The sequence below is a fragment of the Streptomyces sp. PSU-S4-23 genome, assembly GCF_055632315.1.
Map to the genome: position 1 here is coordinate 1888014 of NZ_JBVMUU010000002.1, position 17848 is coordinate 1905861.

Annotated in this window: 11 protein-coding genes; 5 read left to right on the forward strand and 6 right to left on the reverse strand. The window is 72.8% G+C overall.

Translation table 11 applies throughout. The annotated features are described in order from the left end of the window. Window positions 1–15: 15 nt before the first annotated feature. Together ACZ79I_RS09425 and ACZ79I_RS09430 are read right to left on the reverse strand one after the other, a co-directional pair. Window positions 16–627: a TetR/AcrR family transcriptional regulator gene (locus ACZ79I_RS09425; RefSeq protein ID WP_471495967.1), complete on the reverse strand. Its 612-nt coding sequence runs from the start codon at window positions 625–627 to the stop codon at window positions 16–18. Window positions 628–642: 15 nt separating this feature from the next. Continuing rightward, window positions 643–1428 carry an SDR family oxidoreductase gene (locus tag ACZ79I_RS09430; protein ID WP_471495969.1) on the reverse strand — a complete coding sequence of 262 codons (786 nt, stop codon included), beginning with the start codon at window positions 1426–1428 and terminating at the stop codon, window positions 643–645. Window positions 1429–1475: 47 nt separating this feature from the next. Between ACZ79I_RS09430 and ACZ79I_RS09435 the strand changes: the two genes are divergently transcribed. Beyond that, window positions 1476–2615 carry an acyl-CoA dehydrogenase family protein gene (locus ACZ79I_RS09435; RefSeq protein WP_471495971.1) on the forward strand — a complete coding sequence of 380 codons (1140 nt, stop codon included), beginning with the start codon at window positions 1476–1478 and terminating at the stop codon, window positions 2613–2615. After that, on the forward strand, window positions 2615–3571 hold the full coding sequence (locus tag ACZ79I_RS09440; protein WP_471495972.1) for an acyl-CoA dehydrogenase family protein: 957 nt from the start codon (window positions 2615–2617) through the stop codon (window positions 3569–3571). Before ACZ79I_RS09435 ends, ACZ79I_RS09440 begins: the two co-directional genes overlap by 1 nt. A gap of 28 nt (window positions 3572–3599) precedes the next feature. Here ACZ79I_RS09440 and ACZ79I_RS09445 read toward each other — a convergent pair whose 3' ends face one another. Continuing rightward, window positions 3600–4325 carry a vWA domain-containing protein gene (locus tag ACZ79I_RS09445; protein WP_471495974.1) on the reverse strand — a complete coding sequence of 242 codons (726 nt, stop codon included), beginning with the start codon at window positions 4323–4325 and terminating at the stop codon, window positions 3600–3602. Between the two features lie 146 nt (window positions 4326–4471). Here ACZ79I_RS09445 and ACZ79I_RS09450 point away from each other — a divergent pair, with 146 nt between their 5' ends. Beyond that, window positions 4472–7912, forward strand: coding sequence for an NACHT domain-containing protein (locus tag ACZ79I_RS09450; protein WP_471495976.1), 3441 nt, complete (start codon window positions 4472–4474; stop codon window positions 7910–7912). Window positions 7913–8084: 172 nt separating this feature from the next. On the opposite strand, the gene ACZ79I_RS09455 is transcribed toward ACZ79I_RS09450, so the two are convergent. From ACZ79I_RS09455 to ACZ79I_RS09465, 3 genes are all read right to left on the reverse strand, one after another. After that, a complete protein-coding gene (locus ACZ79I_RS09455; RefSeq protein ID WP_471495978.1) occupies window positions 8085–9548 on the reverse strand; it encodes a glutamate synthase subunit beta in 1464 nt (487 codons plus the stop codon). Further along, window positions 9541–14163, reverse strand: coding sequence for a glutamate synthase large subunit (gene gltB / locus ACZ79I_RS09460; RefSeq protein ID WP_471495980.1), 4623 nt, complete (start codon window positions 14161–14163; stop codon window positions 9541–9543). Before gltB ends, ACZ79I_RS09455 begins: the two co-directional genes overlap by 8 nt. Window positions 14164–14536: 373 nt before the next feature. Beyond that, window positions 14537–15268 carry a VIT1/CCC1 transporter family protein gene (locus tag ACZ79I_RS09465; protein WP_471495982.1) on the reverse strand — a complete coding sequence of 244 codons (732 nt, stop codon included), beginning with the start codon at window positions 15266–15268 and terminating at the stop codon, window positions 14537–14539. 269 nt (window positions 15269–15537) lie between these two features. Between ACZ79I_RS09465 and ACZ79I_RS09470 the strand changes: the two genes are divergently transcribed. Together ACZ79I_RS09470 and ACZ79I_RS09475 are read left to right on the forward strand one after the other, a co-directional pair. Then, window positions 15538–16719: an ADP-ribosylglycohydrolase family protein gene (locus ACZ79I_RS09470; protein ID WP_471495983.1), complete on the forward strand. Its 1182-nt coding sequence runs from the start codon at window positions 15538–15540 to the stop codon at window positions 16717–16719. Next, the gene (locus ACZ79I_RS09475; RefSeq protein WP_471495985.1) at window positions 16716–17846 is read left to right on the forward strand and encodes an ADP-ribosylglycohydrolase family protein; all 1131 of its coding nucleotides are present in this window, start codon (window positions 16716–16718) and stop codon (window positions 17844–17846) included. The genes ACZ79I_RS09470 and ACZ79I_RS09475 overlap by 4 nt, the downstream gene beginning before the upstream one ends. The last annotated feature ends 2 nt before the right edge of the window (window positions 17847–17848 follow it).

Here is a 17848-nt window from a genome sequence, read left to right on the forward strand (position 1 = left end):
GCCGTTCGGATGCGACTAGGTGCGCACGGCGATTCCGTCGAGCACCATCGACAGGTACTGCCGGGCGATCTCCTCCGGGCTGTGCTGTCCGCCGGGCCGGTACCAGGACGCCGCGACCCACACCGTGTCGCGCACGAACCGGTAGGTGAGCCGGACGTCGAGGTCGGACCGGAACACCCGGGCGGCGACCCCGCGCTCCAGCGTGGACAGCCATGCCTTCTCGAACTTGCGCTGCGATTCGGCGAGGAACGCGAACCGTTCCTGCGCCGCCAGCTGCCTGGACTCCTTCTGGTAGATCGCGACGGCCGCGCGGTGCCGGTCGATCTCCCGGAAGGACTCGGTGACCAGTGCCTCAAGCGTCTCCCGCGGACCGAGTCCGGCGTCCAGGACGGTGTCGTAGCCGTTCCACAGCTCGTCCAGGAACGTGCGCAGGATCTCCTCCAGCATCGACTCCTTGGAGTCGAAGTGGTAGTAGAGGCTGCCCGCGAGCATCCCGGCGTGATCCGCGATCGTGCGGACGGTGGTGGCGTTGTAGCCCTGCTCGGCGAAGACCTCGGCGGCGGTGTCGAGGAGTTCACGACGGCGGGCCGGCGCGGCGGTCACCTGGGGCTTCTTCTTGGTCGGCACGGATCCATTGTCGTCCTAGGCGTGCTGGCTGCTGACGGCGACCACCTCGCCGGTCATGTACGAGGAGTAGCCGGACGCCAGGAAGACGATCACGTTGGCGACCTCCCACGGCTGTGCGTAGCGCCCGAAGGCCTCCCGCGCGGTCAGCTCCTCCAGCAGCTCGGGCGTCGTCACCTTCACCAGGTGCGGGTGCATGGCGAGGCTCGGCGCGACGGCGTTCACCCGCACCCCGTACGGGGCCGCCTCGATCGCCGCGCACCGGGTCAGGGCCATGACGCCCGCCTTCGCGGCGGCGTAGTGGGCCTGGCCGGCCTGGGCGCGCCAGCCGATCACGGAGGCGTTGTTGACGATCACGCCGCCGCCCGTCTCCCTCATCGCGCGCAGGGCCGCCCGGGTGCAGCGGAACGTGCCGTTCAGGGTCACGTCCAGCACCGTCGTCCACTGCTCGTCGGTCATGTCGGCGAGGGGGGCCGTGCCGCCCAGGCCGGCGTTGTTGACGACGATGTCGAGGCGCCCGTGCATCTGGACGGCCGTGTCGAAGAGGGCCCGCACCTGGGCCTCGTCGGTGACGTCGCAGGGGACCGCCGCCACCGCCCCGGCGAACCGCCGGCCCAGCTCCGCCTCGTACTCCTTGAGCCGGCGCACATGAGCATCGCTGATCACCACCCGTGCGCCCTCTTCCAGGAACCGGCACGCCGTCGCCCCTCCGATCCCCGCCCCGGCCGCCGCGGTGATGACGGCGGTGCGGCCCTTCAGCAGCCCGTGGCCGGGTACGTACGACGGACTCTCGACGTCTGTCATGGGCCCACGCTAACCTACCAAACACTTGTTAGGGAAGGACGGTGACCGTGGACCTCACGCACTCCCCCGCCGACGAGGGCTTCCGCGCGCAGGCCCGCGCCTGGCTCGCCGCGCACGTGCCCGCCGTCCCGCTGCCCTCCCTGGAGACCGAGGAGGGCTTCGCGGCGCACCGCGCGTGGGAGGCCGAACTCGCCGCGGACCGCTGGTCGGTGGTGTCCTGGCCGGCCGCGTACGGCGGACGGGACGCGGGGCTGGTGCGCTGGCTGGTCTTCGAGGAGGAGTACTACGCGGCGGGCGCGCCGGGCCGCGTCGGCCAGAACGGCATCAACCTGCTGGCGCCGACCCTCTTCGAGTACGGCACGCAGGAGCAGCGGGCGCGTGTCCTGCCGCCGATGGCGTCGGGCGAGGTGGTCTGGGCGCAGGCGTGGTCCGAGCCGGAGGCGGGCTCGGACCTGGCGTCGCTGACGTCGAAGGCGGTCCGCACGGAGGGCGGGTGGCTGCTGCGGGGTCAGAAGACGTGGTCGTCGCGGGCGGCCTTCGCCGACCGCGCGTTCGGGCTGTTCCGCAGCGACCCGGAGGCGCCCAGGCCGCACCAGGGCCTCACCTACCTCATGTTCGACCTGCGCGCGCCCGGGGTGACGGTACGGCCGATCGGCCGTCTCGACGGCAAGCCGGCCTTCGCCGAGCTGTTCCTGGACGACGTCTTCGTGCCCGACGAGGACGTGATCGGCGAGCCGGGCCGGGGCTGGCGGATCGCCATGTCGACGGCGGGCAACGAGCGCGGGCTCACGCTGCGCTCACCCGGCCGTTTCCTGGCCGCCGCCGGCCGGCTGGTCGAGCTGTGGCACGCCCGGGGATGCCCCGTCGAGGCGCGGGACCGGGTGGCCGACGCGGTGATCGGGGCCCGGGCGTACCAGTTGTTCACCTACGCGGGCGCGTCCCGCTTCCTCGACGGCGAGGCCATCGGCCCGGAGTCCAGCATGAACAAGGTGTTCTGGTCGCAGTACGACATAGCGCTGCACGAGACGGCGCTCGAACTGCTGGGCGCGGAGGGCGAGTCGGCGGACACCGGCTGGGCGGAAGGCTATGTCTTCTCCCTCGCGGGCCCCATCTACGCCGGCACCAACGAGATCCAGCGCGACATCATCGCCGAGCGCCTGCTCGGCCTGCCGAAGGGCCGCCGCTGATGCGTTTCCTGCTCACCGGCGAACAGCGCGCCTTCGCCCGCTCGCTGGACGCCCTGCTGACCGCCGCGGACACACCGGCGGTCGTACGGTCATGGAGTACCGGCGACCACACGGCCGGACGGGCGCTGTGGTCCCGGCTCGGCGAGGCGGGCGTCTTCGCGCTGGCGGTCCCGGAAGCGTACGAGGGGCTGGGCCCGCTTCCCGTCGAACTCGCCGTGGCCTTCGTGGAGCTGGGCCGCCATGCGGTACCGGGGCCGGTGGTGGAGACGGTGCTCGCGGCGGCCCTGCTCGCGGGGGCGCCCGAGCAGGCCGAGCGGCTGCTGCCCGGGACGGCCGCGGGCCGGGTGATGGTCACGGTCGGCGCGCCGTACGCGCTGGACGGTGACGCGGCCGACGCCGTACTCGCCCTCACCGGCGGGGAGGTGTGGCTGTCCCCCGGCTGCCGGCCGGAGGTCCGGCCGTCGCTGGATCCGGCCCGCAGGCTGGCCACCCCGCTCCCCGGCGGCCGGCTCCTGTCCCCCGCAGTCCCGTCCGGCGCCCTCGCCTGGGCCCGTCTGGCCACCGCGGCCCAGGCCCTGGGCGTCGGCCTCACCCTGCTCGACAGAACCGTCGCGTACGTCAGGCAGCGGGTCCAGTTCGGTGTGCCCATCGGCTCGTTCCAGGCGGTCAGGCATCGGCTGGCCGACGCGAAGACCGCTCTGGAGTTCGCGCGGCCGCTGCTCTTCGGCGCCGCCCTGTCGATGAGCCCCGGGGACGTCGCGGCCGCCAAGGTCGCGGCCTGCGAGGCGGCCTACGCCACCGCCCGGACCGCCCTCCAGTTGCACGGGGCGATCGGCTACACCGCCGAGTACGACCTGTCCCTGTGGCTGACGAAGGCCCGTACGCTGCTCACCGCGTGGGGGACGCCGGCGCAGTGCCGGGCCGCCGTCGTCGACGCCGTCCGCCCGGGCCCGTGAGAGCGCGCCGCCCGTCCGGCCCGCCGGCTCACCCCGGTGCCATGATCCCCTGCGCCCGCGCCGCCGCCAGCCACTGCGGGAACTCGCCCACCAGACGGTCGTACAACGCGTCGTCGGACACCTCCCGCGGGTCCGGGCCGGCGTGGAAGAACCCGGCGTTGTCGACGACGCGCCTGTGCGGCACGGCCAGTTCGTCGAGCCTGCGCAGAAAGTCGAACTGCTTGCTGCCGGGGTCCCCGAACCCGATGAACTGCCAGAACATCGGCAGCCGGGCCGCCTTGCACAGGTACCGTTCCGCGGCGAGCTTGTTGACGGGACCGCCGTCGGTCTGGAAGACGACGAGCGCGGGGTCCTTGGAGCCGCTGTCGAGGTAGTGGTCGATGACGGCGTCCATCGCCAGGTGGTAGCTGGTCTTGCCCATGTGCCCGAGCCCGGCCACGATCCGGTCGATCCTGCCCCGGTGGTCGGCGAGGGAGATGTCGGTGACCGCGTCGATGTCCGTGGAGAAGAAGACGACCGGCACGCTCCCGTCGTCGTCGAGGTGCGCGGACAGCCCGAGCACCCGGTCGGCGAGCGCCTGCACGCTGCCGTCCTTGTAGTACGGCTTCATGGACCCGGAGTGGTCGACCACCAGATAGACGGCCGCCCGCTGCCCGCCCAGTCCGTGCTTGCGCAGCGAGACCCCGGCGCTCTTGTAGAGGCCGACCAGCGCGGGCGCGGCCTCCTCCACCTTGGCGAGGCTGATGGCGGCCATGGGACTCCCTTCGGTCGCGGGGGACGGGTGCCGAGAGGCTACGCCACCGCCCTCCCGCGGTTCCGCGAACCGTGCGCCCCGCCCGGACACCTCCTGCCCGGACGCGAACCGGGGCCGCTGGGAAGGGAGTTCAGTACGCTGGCGGAGTGGGGGACAACCGGATCCACGGTGGCCGATTCGAGCACGTGGTGCAGGCACAGCACATCGGGCACGTGCACTTCCACGTCCCGCCGCCCCGGCCCCGGGCGCTCGCATGGCGGCTGCGGCAGATCTCGGCGGTCGGGCTCGCGTGCGGTGGTGGCGCGCTGCTCCTGCTGGGCCGCTACCGGTCTTCCGCCGTGGCCCCCGGGGCGGCGGCGGCCGTGGGGGTGCTGTGCCTGGCGGCCGCCGTGTGCGTGGAGCTGCTGGCGCTGTGGGATCTGCACGCCCAAAGACGCCCGGAGCACCGGCCGTCGGTCGCGGAGCTGGAGCGGGCCACCGACGAGCTGGCCGAGGTGCTGAAGGACCGTTACGACCGCGACGAGCGGCTGTCGCGCATCCACGACCCCTTCCCCATCCCCGTGCGCTGGACGGCCGCGGACCCGCTGCTCACCGACCACTGGCCCAACATCCGCCGGGCCGGGCCCGCGTCGCCGGACGGCCACGGCGCCGGCCCGCCCCTGGAGGTGGACGGCCGCTTCGACGAGATCGCCGGCCTGTTCACCTCCCTGCCCGTGCAACGGCTCGTGGTGCTCGGCGGCCCCGGTGCCGGGAAGTCGGTGCTGGCCCTCCACCTCGCCCGTAGGCTCGTGGGGGCACGCGGCCCGGCCTCCGCGGACCCCGTCCCGGTGGTCTTCCCGCTCGCGTCCTGGGACCCGAGGCACGACGGCCTGTGGAACTGGGCGGCCGGCCGTATCGCCGCGGACCATCCCACGGTCGTGGCCCGACGCGGCGCCGGCGCGCACGCGCTCGCCCTGGCGCTGATCACCTCGGGGCGCGTCCTGCCGGTCCTGGACGGCTTCGACGAGCTGCCCGGGCCCTCCCAGGCCGGCGCCCTGCGGGAGTTACGGGCCAGCCTCGCGGGTCCCGCCCGGTTCCTGCTGACCAGCAGGACGGAGGAGTACGCGGCGGCCGTCGAGGCCGGGAACACGGTGCTCCCGTCGACCGCCGTGGTGGAACTGCAGCCGCTGACCGCCGACGAGGTCGCCGCCTACCTTCCCCGTACCGCCCGCAGGACCAGTCGCGACGACGCCTCGCGTACCGCGTGGGAGCCCGTGCTGCGACGGCTGAACGACCCCGCGGACCAGAGCCGTGAGGTGCGGGTGCTGCGGGCCGTCCTCGGCACTCCGCTGATGATCGGCCTGGCCCGGGTCGCCTACAGCGACGGCGGCGCGGGCGCCGATCCGGCCGAACTGCTGTCCGCAGGCCGCTTCACCACCCGAGCGGCCGTCGAGCAGCACCTGTTCGACACCTTCCTGTCGGCGGCCTACGGCGGAGCGCTCGACGACCGCGCCGGACGGCCCGCCTGGGCCGCGGACGACGCCAGGCGCTGGACCGGTTTCCTCGCCCGGCATCTGCGCGCCTCGGCGACGCAGGACCTGGAGTGGTGGCGCCTCGACGAGGCGGTGCCGCGCGCCCTCCGCATCCTGGTGGCGCTGCCGGCGTTCGCCCTGATCATGCTGGCCGTCCAGACCGCGCACTTCGGCACTCCGTCGTGGCACAAGTGGGTGGGGCTGCCGTTCAGCGCGGCCGTGGCGCTCGTCATGGCCGGCACGCTGAGCGCGGACCTGGCGGACCCCGAGCCGCTCCCCGGGCCCCAGCGGCTCCACCGGCCGTCCGGGGCACGGCTGCGAACGGCGGTCCGCAGCGGGCGGCACTGGGCGAGTACGGCGTTCTTCCTGTGCGGCATGACACTCGGCACCACGGCCATGGTGCTGCTGTCTCCCGGCACCGGCCGCACGCTGGCGGTCCTGGGGACGGTCTGGTTCGCCGTGCACCGGACGGCTCGTCTCGCCGGCTCGCTGCGCAGACCCGCCGACCCGGCCGAGGCGACGGAGCCGTCGGTGCTGCTGGTCGCCGACCGGAAGGCCACGATCGCCCTGGCGGTCTTCGATCTGCTCGGTCCCGCACGGTACGCCGAACACCACAAGAGTCTGTTCGGCTTCGTCCTCTGGTCCGTTGCCTGGTGGCAGCTCATCGTGGCGCACGACCTCCTGGACCCGGCCGACCGGGCGCGCGCGGGCGCCTGTTTCCTGGCGGCCTCGCTGTGCCACGGCGTGGCGATGTCGGCCTGGGGCCGCTACACGGTGGCCCGGTCCTGGCTGGCTCTCACGGGCCGACTGCCCTGGCGGCTCATGGCCTTCCTGCGGGACGCGCACGCACGCGGAATCCTGCGGCAGGCGGGCGGGGTGTACCGGTTCCGGCACATCGAGCTCCGCAACCGGCTGGCCCGTACGTCCGAGCCGGCCTCCGCACCGGAGCCGGCACGGAAGTGGCGGGCACGGTTCTCCACGTGGGTGAGGGCCGTCGCGTCGTTGGGGGTCGTGGGCATGCTCCTGCTGCCGATGGGCGTGCTCTCCATGGCCCCGCCCGCGCCGTACACGGCCGTGCCCCGGGCGTGTGCGCTGCTCGACGATCATCTGCTCGGCCAGGTGATGTCGGATGCGGTGAAGACCGCGGACGGCGCGCACGCCTGCGGGGCCGGCGAGCAGTCGCCGTTCCGTCCGGACGTCAGCGTCGATCTGCGGACGTTCGTGACCGGCATGAGCGCCCACGGCCCCACGTACCAGTCGGCGACCACCATGATGCACGGCGTCCCGTTCGCCTCCGGCCCGGTGAAGGGCCTCGGCGACGAGTCGCTCGAAGGAACCCGGTACGCGCCGCATGCGCACATGGAGGGCTACCAGTACACCGCCGTGCTGGCCGCCAGGGTCGCCAACGTGGTCGTGGTGGTCACCTACACCGAGGAGTTCGCCAAGGAGTCCCGGGCCGTCGAAGTCGCCCGCGTCCTCATGCGGGCGGCCCTGCGGCGCGCGCACCTCGCGCCGAAGCACCGGCAGTCGGCCCAGCGCCCACTCGGCGACCTGCCGCGCACCAGGCTCCCGTCGGACACCCGGTTCGCCCACTACTCCCGGCAGACACCGCAGACCCTGGTGGGAGCCCACTGGGGTGCGGCCGAGCGGTCCCACCTCTGGCGGCTGCCCGGCTTCGACTACGTGTTCCGGGCGCCGAAGTACATCGACTGCAAGGCGCCGGCCCAGGACGGCACCGTGATCTGCACGTCCGCGGGGCCCAAAGGCGTACGCCTCCCCCGCCTCCGGCTGTCGCTCGCCTCCCACCACTGCGTCCGGCCGTGCGCCGACGCCGCCCGCTTCTGGCACGCCCGCCCCGGCTTCGCCTCCACCCCGTGGAAGCGGGTCAGCCCGTCGGTGTGGTACGCCGAGGACACGCGTGAGGCCGGCACGTACCGCATGGTGCTCGCCCGTTCCGCCTCCTACGGGAAGAGGGACGTGTACCTCGTGTGGGCCCGGGCCGAGACCGGTGCCTCCGGCCGGGCCCTGGCACAGAAGATCATCAACGATCTCTGCACACAGACCGGTGGTCGCTGACCGCCGGCCCGAACGGCCCCGGCGGCCCCGGCAGCCCCGGCCCCGGCGGCCCCGGACATGCGACGGCGCCTGCCCCGTCGTCCGGTCGGGGACGTGGGGGCAGGCGCCGTCCGTGTCCGTACACCGTTGTACGGGACGCGGATGAGTGACCGTCAGGTCACGCCCGGGGCCGTCAGACCATCAGCGCGCGGTCCGTGGGCCGGACCGGGGCCGGCAGGTCGCTGGCGCCCGTGAGGTAGCGGTCGACGCCGCGCGCCGCCGAGCGGCCCTCGGCGATCGCCCACACGATGAGCGACTGGCCGCGGCCCGCGTCACCGGCCACGAACACACCCGGGACGTTGGTCTGGAAGCCGGCGTCGCGCGCGATGTTGCCGCGCTCGTCCAGCGCCAGGCCGAACTGCTCCACCAGGCCGTTGTCCTGGTCGGTGCCGGTGAAGCCCATCGCCAGCGTCACCAGCTGCGCGGGGATCTTCCGCTCGGTGCCCGGCTTCTGCGTCAGCCTGCCGTCCACGAACTCGACCTCGATCAGGTGCAGCCACTGCACGTTGCCGTCCTCGTCGCCCTCGAAGTGGGTCGTCGAGACGGAGTAGACCCGCTCGCCGCCCTCCTCGTGCGCGGAGGTGACCTTGTACAGCATCGGGAAGGTCGGCCACGGCTGGGAGACCGGGTTCCGCTCATCGCCCGGACGGGGCATGATCTCCAGCTGCGTGACGGAGGCCGCGCCCTGCCGGTGGGCCGTGCCCACGCAGTCCGCGCCCGTGTCACCGCCGCCGATCACGACCACGTGCTTGCCCTCGGCCGAGATCGGCGAGGTGACGTAGTCGCCCTCCTGGACCTTGTTGGCCAGCGGCAGGTACTCCATGGCCTGGTACACGCCCTTGAGCTCCCGGCCGGGCACCGGCAGGTCGCGGGCGGTCGTCGCGCCCGCCGCGATCACCACGGCGTCGTACCGCTTGCGCAGGTCCGCCGCCTTGACGTCCCGGCCGATCTCGACGCCCGTGCGGAAGCGGGTGCCCTCCGCGCGCATCTGCTCGATGCGGCGGTTGATGTGCCGCTTCTCCATCTTGAACTCGGGGATGCCGTAGCGCAGCAGACCGCCGACCCGGTCCGCGCGCTCGTACACCGCGACCGTGTGGCCGGCCCGGGTCAGCTGCTGGGCCGCGGCCAGGCCCGCGGGCCCGGAGCCGATGACGGCCACGGTCTTGCCCGACAGGCGCTCGGGGATCTGCGGCCTCACGGTGCCGCTGTCCCACGCCTTGTCGATGATCGAGACCTCGACGTTCTTGATGGTGACCGGCGGCTGGTTGATACCGAGGACGCACGCCGACTCGCACGGAGCGGGGCACAGCCGGCCGGTGAACTCCGGGAAGTTGTTCGTGGCGTGCAGCCGCTCCGACGCCTCGGCCCAGTCCTCGCGGTACGCGTAGTCGTTCCACTCGGGGATCAGGTTCCCCAGCGGGCAGCCGTTGTGGCAGAACGGGATGCCGCAGTCCATGCACCGGCTGGCCTGCGTGCTGATGATCGGCAGCAGCGAGCCGGGAACGTAGACCTCGTTCCAGTCCTTGACGCGCTCGGCCACCGGGCGGGACGTGGCGACCTCGCGGCCGTGCGTCAGGAAGCCCTTGGGATCAGCCATTGGTCGCCGCCTCCATCATCTTCTCGGTGATCTCGGTCTCGGAGAGACCGGCTCGCTCGGCGGCGTCCTTGGCGGCGAGCACTGCCTTGTACGTGCTGGGGATGATCTTGCTGAAGCGGTCCACGGCGACGGACCACTCGGCGAGGAGCTTCCCGGCGACCGTGGAACCGGTCTCCTCGGCGTGGCGGCGCACCACGTCGTGCAGCCACTGCTTGTCCGCGTCGTCCAGCGCCTCGACGGCGTCGAGGTTGCCGGCGTTGACGTTGTCGCGGTCGAGGTCGATGACGTAGGCGATGCCGCCCGACATGCCGGCCGCGAAGTTGCGGCCCGTCTCGCCGAGCACGACGGCGTGGCCGCCGGTCATGTACTCGCAGCCGTGGTCGCCCGCGCCCTCCGAGACCACGAGCGCACCGGAGTTGCGGACGCAGAACCGTTCGCCGGTACGGCCGCGCAGGAACATCTCGCCGCCGGTCGCGCCGTAGGCGATGGTGTTGCCCGCGATCGTCGAGTACTCGGCGAGGTGGTCGGCGGTGCGGTCGGGCCGCACGATCACACGGCCGCCGGACAGGCCCTTGCCGACGTAGTCGTTGGCGTCGCCCTCCAGGCGCAGCGTGACACCGCGCGGCAGGAACGCACCGAAGGACTGGCCCGCCGAGCCGGTGAAGGTGATGTCGATCGTGTCGTCGGGCAGGCCCGCGCCGCCGAACTTCTTCGTCACCTCGTGGCCGAGCATGGTGCCGACCGTGCGGTTGATGTTGCGGATCGCGACCTGGGCGCGCACCGGCTGGGCGTCGTTCGCCGAGTCCGCGGCGAGGGCGTCGGCGGCGAGCTTGATCAGCTCGTTGTCGAGCGCCTTCTCCAGGCCGTGGTCCTGGGCGACGAGCTGGTGGCGCACCGCGCCCTCGGGCAGCTCGGGCACGTGGAACAGCGGCTCCAGGTCCAGGCCCTGCGCCTTCCAGTGGGTCACGGCCCGCGTCACGTCGAGGACCTCGGCGTGGCCGACGGCCTCCTCGATGGAGCGGAAGCCCAGCTCCGCGAGGAGCTCGCGGACCTCCTGCGCGATGAACTCGAAGAAGTTCACGATGAACTCGGGCCTGCCGGAGAAGCGCTCGCGCAGCACCGGGTTCTGGGTGGCGATGCCGACCGGGCAGGTGTCCAGGTGGCAGACGCGCATCATGACGCAGCCGGAGACGACCAGCGGCGCCGTCGCGAAACCGAACTCCTCGGCGCCGAGCAGCGCGGCGATGACCACGTCGCGGCCGGTCTTGAGCTGGCCGTCGGTCTGCACGACGATGCGGTCGCGCAGGCCGTTGAGCAGCAGCGTCTGCTGGGTCTCGGCGAGGCCGAGCTCCCAGGGACCGCCGGCGTGCTTCAGCGACGTCAGCGGGGAGGCGCCCGTACCGCCGTCGTGGCCCGAGATCAGGACGACGTCCGCGTGCGCCTTGGAGACACCCGCGGCGACCGTGCCGACGCCGACCTCCGACACCAGCTTCACGTGGATCCGCGCCTGCGGGTTCGCGTTCTTCAGGTCGTGGATCAGCTGGGCCAGGTCCTCGATGGAGTAGATGTCGTGGTGCGGCGGCGGCGAGATCAGCCCGACGCCCGGCGTCGAGTGACGGGTCTTGGCCACCCACGGGTACACCTTGTGGCCGGGCAGCTGGCCGCCCTCGCCGGGCTTGGCGCCCTGGGCCATCTTGATCTGGATGTCGTCCGCGTTGACCAGGTACTCGGAGGTCACGCCGAAGCGCCCGGAGGCCACCTGCTTGATCGCGGAGCGGCGCGCCGGGTCGTACAGGCGCTCGGGGTCCTCGCCGCCCTCACCGGTGTTGGACTTGGCGCCCAGGCGGTTCATGGCGATGGCGAGGGTCTCGTGCGCCTCCTTGGAGATGGAGCCGTACGACATGGCGCCCGTGGAGAAGCGCTTGACGATCTCGGAGACCGGCTCGACCTCGTCGACGGGGATCGGCGCACGGTCGGACGTGAGGCCGAACAGGCCGCGCAGCGTCATCAGTCGCTCGGACTGCTCGTTCACCCGGTCCGTGTACTTCTTGAAGACGTCGTAGCGGGCCGTGCGCGTGGAGTGCTGGAGGCGGAAGATCGTCTCCGGGTCGAACAGGTGCGGCTCGCCCTCGCGGCGCCACTGGTACTCGCCGCCGATCTCCAGCGCGCGGTGCGCGGGAGCGATGCCGGAGGCGGGGTACGCCTTGGCGTGCCGGGCGGCGACCTCCTCGGCGATGACGTCGATGCCTACGCCGCCGATCTTGGTGGCGGTGCCGTTGAAGTACTTCTCGACGAAGGCGTCGTCGAGGCCGACGGCCTCGAAGACCTGGGCGCCGCGGTAGGAGGCGACGGTCGAGATGCCCATCTTGGACATGACCTTCAGGACGCCCTTGCCGAGGGCGTAGATCAGGTTGCGGATGGCCTTCTCGGGCTCGATGTCCGGCAGGAACGTTCCGGCCCGGACCAGGTCCTCGACGGACTCCATCGCCAGGTACGGGTTCACGGCCGCGGCGCCGTAGCCGATGAGCAGGGCGACGTGGTGGACCTCGCGGACGTCGCCGGCCTCGACCAGCAGGCCCACCTGGGTGCGCTGCTTGGTGCGGATGAGGTGGTGGTGGACGGCCGCGGTGAGCAGCAGCGACGGGATCGGGGCGTGCTCGGCGTCCGAGTGGCGGTCGGAGAGGACGATCAGGCGGGCGCCGTTGCCGATCGCGGAGTCGGCCTCGGCGCAGATCTCCTCGATGCGCGCGGCGAGGGCGTCGCCGCCGCCGCTGACCCGGTACAGGCCGGACAGCGTGGCGGCCTTCATGCCCGGCATGTCGCCGTCGGCGTTGATGTGGATGAGCTTGGCCAGCTCGTCGTTGTCGATCACCGGGAACGGCAGCACGACGCTGCGGCAGGAGGCCGCGGTCGGCTCCAGCAGGTTGCCCTGCGGGCCCAGCGACGAGCGCAGGGAGGTGACCAGCTCTTCGCGGATCGCGTCCAGCGGCGGGTTGGTGACCTGGGCGAACAGCTGGGTGAAGTAGTCGAAGAGCAGGCGCGGGCGCTCGCTCAGCGCGGCGATCGGCGAGTCGGTGCCCATCGAGCCGATCGGCTCGGCGCCGGCCTTGGCCATCGGCGCGAGGATGACGCGCAGCTCCTCCTCGGTGTAGCCGAAGGTCTGCTGGCGGCGGGTGACCGAGGCGTGCGTGTGCACGATGTGCTCGCGCTCGGGCAGGTCGCCCAGTTCGATCTCGCCGGCCTCCACCCAGTCCGCGTAGGGCTGCTCGGCGGCGAGGGCCGCCTTGATCTCGTCGTCCTCGATGATGCGGTGCTCGGTGGTGTCGACGAGGAACATGCGGCCGGGCTGCAGGCGGCCCTTGCGGACGACCTTGGCGGGGTCGATGTCGAGGACGCCGACCTCGGAGGCGAGGACGACGAGGCCTTCGTCGGTGACCCAGTAGCGGCCCGGGCGCAGACCGTTGCGGTCGAGCACAGCGCCGACCTGGACGCCGTCGGTGAAGGTGACGCAGGCCGGGCCGTCCCAGGGCTCCATCATCGTGGAGTGGAACTCGTAGAAGGCGCGCCGCTCCGGGTCCATGGCGTCGTGGTTCTCCCACGCCTCCGGGATCATCATCAGCACGGAGTGCGGCAGGGAGCGTCCGCCGAGGTGCAGGAGTTCGAGCACCTCGTCGAAGGAGGCGGAGTCGGACGCCTCCGGCGTGCAGATCGGGAAGATCCGCTCCAGCTTCTCCTGGGGACCGAACAGGTCGGAGACCAGCTGGGACTCGCGGGCGCGCATCCAGTTGCGGTTGCCCTTGACCGTGTTGATCTCGCCGTTGTGCGCGATGAAGCGGTACGGGTGGGCGAGCGGCCAGCTCGGGAAGGTGTTCGTGGAGAAGCGCGAGTGGACCAGCGCGATCGCGGTGGCGAACCGGCGGTCGGACAGGTCCGGGAAGAAGGGCTCCAGCTGGCCGGTGGTCAGCATGCCCTTGTAGACGATCGTGCGCGCGGACAGCGACGGGAAGTACACGTCGGCCTCGCGCTCGGCGCGCTTGCGCAGCACGAAGGCCGTGCGGTCCAGGTCGATGCCCCTGCTGACGCCTCCCCCGGACTCCGTCCGGGAGGTGCCCCCAGCCACGAAGAGCTGGCGAAAGACGGGCATCGTGGCGCGGGCGGTCGCGCCGAGGAGCTCGGGGGCGACGGGTACCTCGCGCCAGCCGAGGACGGTCAGGCCCTCCTCCGCGGCGATCGCCTCGATCCGGGCGACGGCCTCGGCGGTGTCCTCCTCGGGCAGGAAGGCGATACCGACGGCGTAGGAGCCCGCCTCGGGCAGTTCGAATCCGGCCACCTCGCGGAAGAAGACGTCGGGGACCTGGGCGAGGATGCCCGCGCCGTCGCCCGAGTCGGGCTCGGAGCCGGTGGCACCGCGGTGCTCCAGGTTGGTCAGAACCGTCAGCGCCTGCTCGACCAGCGCATGGCTCGCCTCACCGGTGAGGGTGGCCACGAAGCCGACGCCACAGGCGTCGTGCTCGTTGCGGGGGTCGTACATACCCTGCGCAGCAGGGCGAGCATCCATGAACGACCAGTTCTGGCCGTTCTCGGAGTGCTGGGACGGCTGGCGCGGTGTGCGCATCGGCTCTCCCGTCGTCGTCGTGGCATGTGCAAGTGCCGAGGGACGACGTTGGCCCTCTGCGCAAAATTTCGTGCAGGTTACATGATGGAGTGGCTCTCGTGAACCGGATAGCTCGTTCCAGCATGCGGACATCGTCGGGGCGTGGTAGGGATGTCACGCGCGACGACGATGGGATCAAGGGGGCACGAACGGACAGGTCGGTGCCCGTCGGCCCGGGGTGCGGTGGACATCGTCGCCCACCGCGACAGGTGCGGAGCAGGCGTCATTGCCCGCGGCGCTTACGGCTCATGCCCCGTGGTCATGCGGTCGAAACCGCCGGGTAACAACTACTTGTGCGGTCCCTCGCACCGGCAGCACACACAGGGGGCGACACTCATCCTACGGCGGTACCGAACAAAGTACCCAGGACGTACGTCACACCCGCCGCCGCACCGCCCAGCGCCAGCTGCCGCACACCGCTGAACCACCAGGTGCGCGCCGTCACCTTGGCCACGACCGCGCCGCACGCGAACAGCCCGATCAGGGCGACCAGCAGGGCGGGCCACAGGGCCCGGGCCCCGAGCAGATACGGCAGGACCGGCAGGATGGCGCCGAGCGCGAACGCCCCGAAGCTGGAGACCGCGGCGACCATCGGGGAGGGCAGCTCGCCCGGGTCGACGCCGAGCTCCTCGCGCGCGTGTATCTCCAGGGCCTGCTCGGGGTCGCGGGAGAGCTGCTTGGCGACCTTGCGGGCGAGGTCCGGGTCGACGCCGCGCGCCTCGTACAGCGCCGCCAGCTCCTCCTCCTCGTCCTCGGGGTGCTTCCTGAGCTCGCGGCGCTCCACTTCGAGCTCGGCCTCGACGAGCTCGCGCTGCGAGGCGACAGAGGTGTACTCGCCTGCGGCCATGGAGAAGGCGCCGGCGGCCAGGCCCGCGAGCCCCGTGATGATGATGGTCTGCCGGCTGACCGCTCCGCCGGCCACACCCGTGATCAGGGCCAGGTTGGAGACCAGCCCGTCCATCGCGCCGAAGACGGCCGGGCGCAGCCAGCCACCGTTCACATCACGGTGCGTGTGGTTGTCGCGGTGCGCCTCGTGCAGCGTCGCTTCGGTCTCGATGATGGCCATGGCCGGCCCCCCAGAGGTGCGTGATTGGACTGCTTCCACTTTTCGACAACTACAAAAGTACGCTCGGATTTTCTGTCCCGCCAGCAAGGAAAGGCTGGGCTAACCTGCGCGTTTGTCTGTGGAGGCCACTCGTGAGAGTACCCGCATCCCGGTGTCGGACGGGTGATGCTGAGGTCCCTCAGGCTCTGACGGGCCCCTCCGGTGGGACAGATCACAGGGGGCTCCGTCGCCCCGGGACGAGGGGGGTGCCCTGAGAGGAGTGGCACCGCATGGGTTCCATCGCCCGTATTCCCCCGGCCCCCGCACCCGAGGACGCCGCCGGTCTGCGCGAACGGGCGCGCGGTGCGCTGCTCGGCCTCGCCGTGGGGGACGCGATGGGCGCGCCCGCCGAGAACATGAAACCGTCGGAGATCCGCGCCCGCTGGGGCCGCATCACAGGGTACGTGGCGCAGCAGCCCTCCGGCACGGACGACACCGAGTACGCGATCTTCTCGGGACTGCTGCTGGCCCGGCACGGCTCGGCGCTCACCGTCGCGCACGTCGAGTCGGCCTGGCACGAGTGGATCGCGGACCGCGACGAGGGGCCGTTCCGCGGGGCGGGGTTCAGCGAGCGGGGCACGCTGGAGAACCTCAGGCGGGGCCTCGCGGCACCCATTTCGGCGCAGCACCGGCACGCCTGGAGCGACGGCCTGGCCATGCGCGCGGCCCCCTTCGGCGTCTTCGCCGCGGGACGCCCGGCGGAGGCCGCCCGGCTGGTGGCGATCGACGGCTCGGTGAGCCACGAAGGGGAGGGCATCTACGGCGGACAGGCCGTCGCGGCCGGGGTCGCGGCGGCGATGGCGGGCGCGCCGACGAGCACCGTGGTGGCCTCGGCCCTCGCGGTCGTCCCCGAGGATTCATGGACGGCCCGCTCCCTGCGCCGCGCGGTCGCCGCGGCCCACCGCGGCGCCCGCGCCGTCCGCTCCGCGGTGGTGATCGGCGGCTATCCCTGGACGGACCTGGCCCCCGAGGCGGTGGCCCTGGCCTTCGGCGCGTACGCGGCGGCGGACGGCGACTTCCCCGAGTCGGTGCTCACCGCGGTCAACATGGGCCGGGACGCCGACACCACGGCCGCGGTCGCCGGGGCCCTGGCGGGCGCGGCGCGCGGCGTCTCGGCGATCCCGGCCGAGTGGGCCGCGGCGATCGGCCCGGCACGCGGCCGCTGCCTGCCGTCCATGGAGGGGCACCACGTGCTGGACGTGGCGGAGTTGCTGACGCCGGGCGAGGGCGGGAAGTGGGGGGCGGGGATCGCCGGGGTGTGGGGGGCGGGGATCGCCACAGGGCGGGAAGACCTCGTGGAGCACGCCGGCCCCGCGCGCCCGCACTCCGGCCCCGCGCGGGGCGGTTGCCGGGCGCGTCCCGGTCCCGCGGGGTGCGCGCCTGCGGGCGACGGGGGGAAGGCGGGGCCGTGAACGCGTGCGCCGGCCCCCGCCGTATCGAAGGGCTCCTGCTCGGGCTCGCCGCGGGCGACGCCGCCGGGTGGCCCGCCGCCCGGCACCGCGCCGCCCGGATGCCCGAGTGGACCCGGCGGCTGACCCGGGAGCTGGACACCTTCGCCGAGCAGAACGCGACCACCACCCTGCCCGTCCCCATCGCCCTCAACCAGCCGCCGGAACCGCTCAGGCTCGGGCCGTCGGACGACGCCGAGTGGGCGGCGTTCGCCGCGGAGGCCGTGCTGCGGGCCGGGGACGACGGCGCGCTCGGCGACCTCGGACGGCAGCGGCGGATGCGCGCGGCCATCGACCTGTCCTGGAACGCCGTCGCCAGCGAGGTCGCCGCCGCAGCCGAGCGCGCGCCCGAGGTCGAGTCGGCGCTCCTGCCGCTGCGCGCCCGTATCTCCGTACGCGCGGGGCTCGGCAACCTCGCCGCCGGTCTGCGGCCGCCCGCCACCGGTCACGACAACCCGCACTACTTCGACGACGCGGCCTGCGTGCGGGCCTGCGTCCTCGCGGTGGCACATCCGGGCGATCCCCGACTCGCCGCGGAACTCGCCGAGTTCGACGCCCGCTACACGCAGGACGGCGACGGGGTGCACGGCGCGCGCGCCATGGCCGCGGCCCTCTCGCTCGCTCTGACCGGGGAGGCCGTGGACACCTGCGTGGCGGCCGCCCTGGCGGAACTCCCCGAGTCGACCGAGATCGGCCGCAACGCCCGGCACGCGCTGCTGCTGGCCCGCGACGGCGACGGAACCTTCTCCGTCGTGCCGTTGCTGGAACACCAGATCGTCGACCACGTCTACAGCTACGGCATCGCGGCCGCGGAGACCGTCCCGGTCGCACTCGCGCTGGCGACGGCAGCGCGCGGCCGGATCGCGGAGGCGGTGCCCGCCGCGGCCTGCCTGTCACGGGTCGCCGACTCCGCCCCGGCGCTGACGGGCGCCCTCACGGGTGCCCTGGGCGGAGGCGATGCGATCCCGCCCGCCTGGCGCGACGCCTGCCGCACCCTCTCGGGCTGTGTGCTCCCCCGCCTGACCGGCACCGACCTCGTACACCTCGCCGAACTCCTGGAGGCGACGGAACTGGTCGCTCCAGGTGGATGATT

What these genes read in the sequence shown, in the direction of transcription:
- ACZ79I_RS09430 (WP_471495969.1), bottom strand. Translation starts at nt 1,428, where the DNA reads ATGACAGACGTCGAGAGTCCGTCGTACGTACCCGGCCACGGGCTGCTG.
- ACZ79I_RS09440 (WP_471495972.1), top strand. Translation starts at nt 2,615, where the DNA reads ATGCGTTTCCTGCTCACCGGCGAACAGCGCGCCTTCGCCCGCTCGCTG.
- ACZ79I_RS09445 (WP_471495974.1), bottom strand. Translation starts at nt 4,325, where the DNA reads ATGGCCGCCATCAGCCTCGCCAAGGTGGAGGAGGCCGCGCCCGCGCTG.
- ACZ79I_RS09455 (WP_471495978.1), bottom strand. Translation starts at nt 9,548, where the DNA reads ATGGCTGATCCCAAGGGCTTCCTGACGCACGGCCGCGAGGTCGCCACG.
- gltB (WP_471495980.1), bottom strand. Translation starts at nt 14,163, where the DNA reads ATGCGCACACCGCGCCAGCCGTCCCAGCACTCCGAGAACGGCCAGAAC.
- ACZ79I_RS09465 (WP_471495982.1), bottom strand. Translation starts at nt 15,268, where the DNA reads ATGGCCATCATCGAGACCGAAGCGACGCTGCACGAGGCGCACCGCGAC.
- ACZ79I_RS09470 (WP_471495983.1), top strand. Translation starts at nt 15,538, where the DNA reads ATGGGTTCCATCGCCCGTATTCCCCCGGCCCCCGCACCCGAGGACGCC.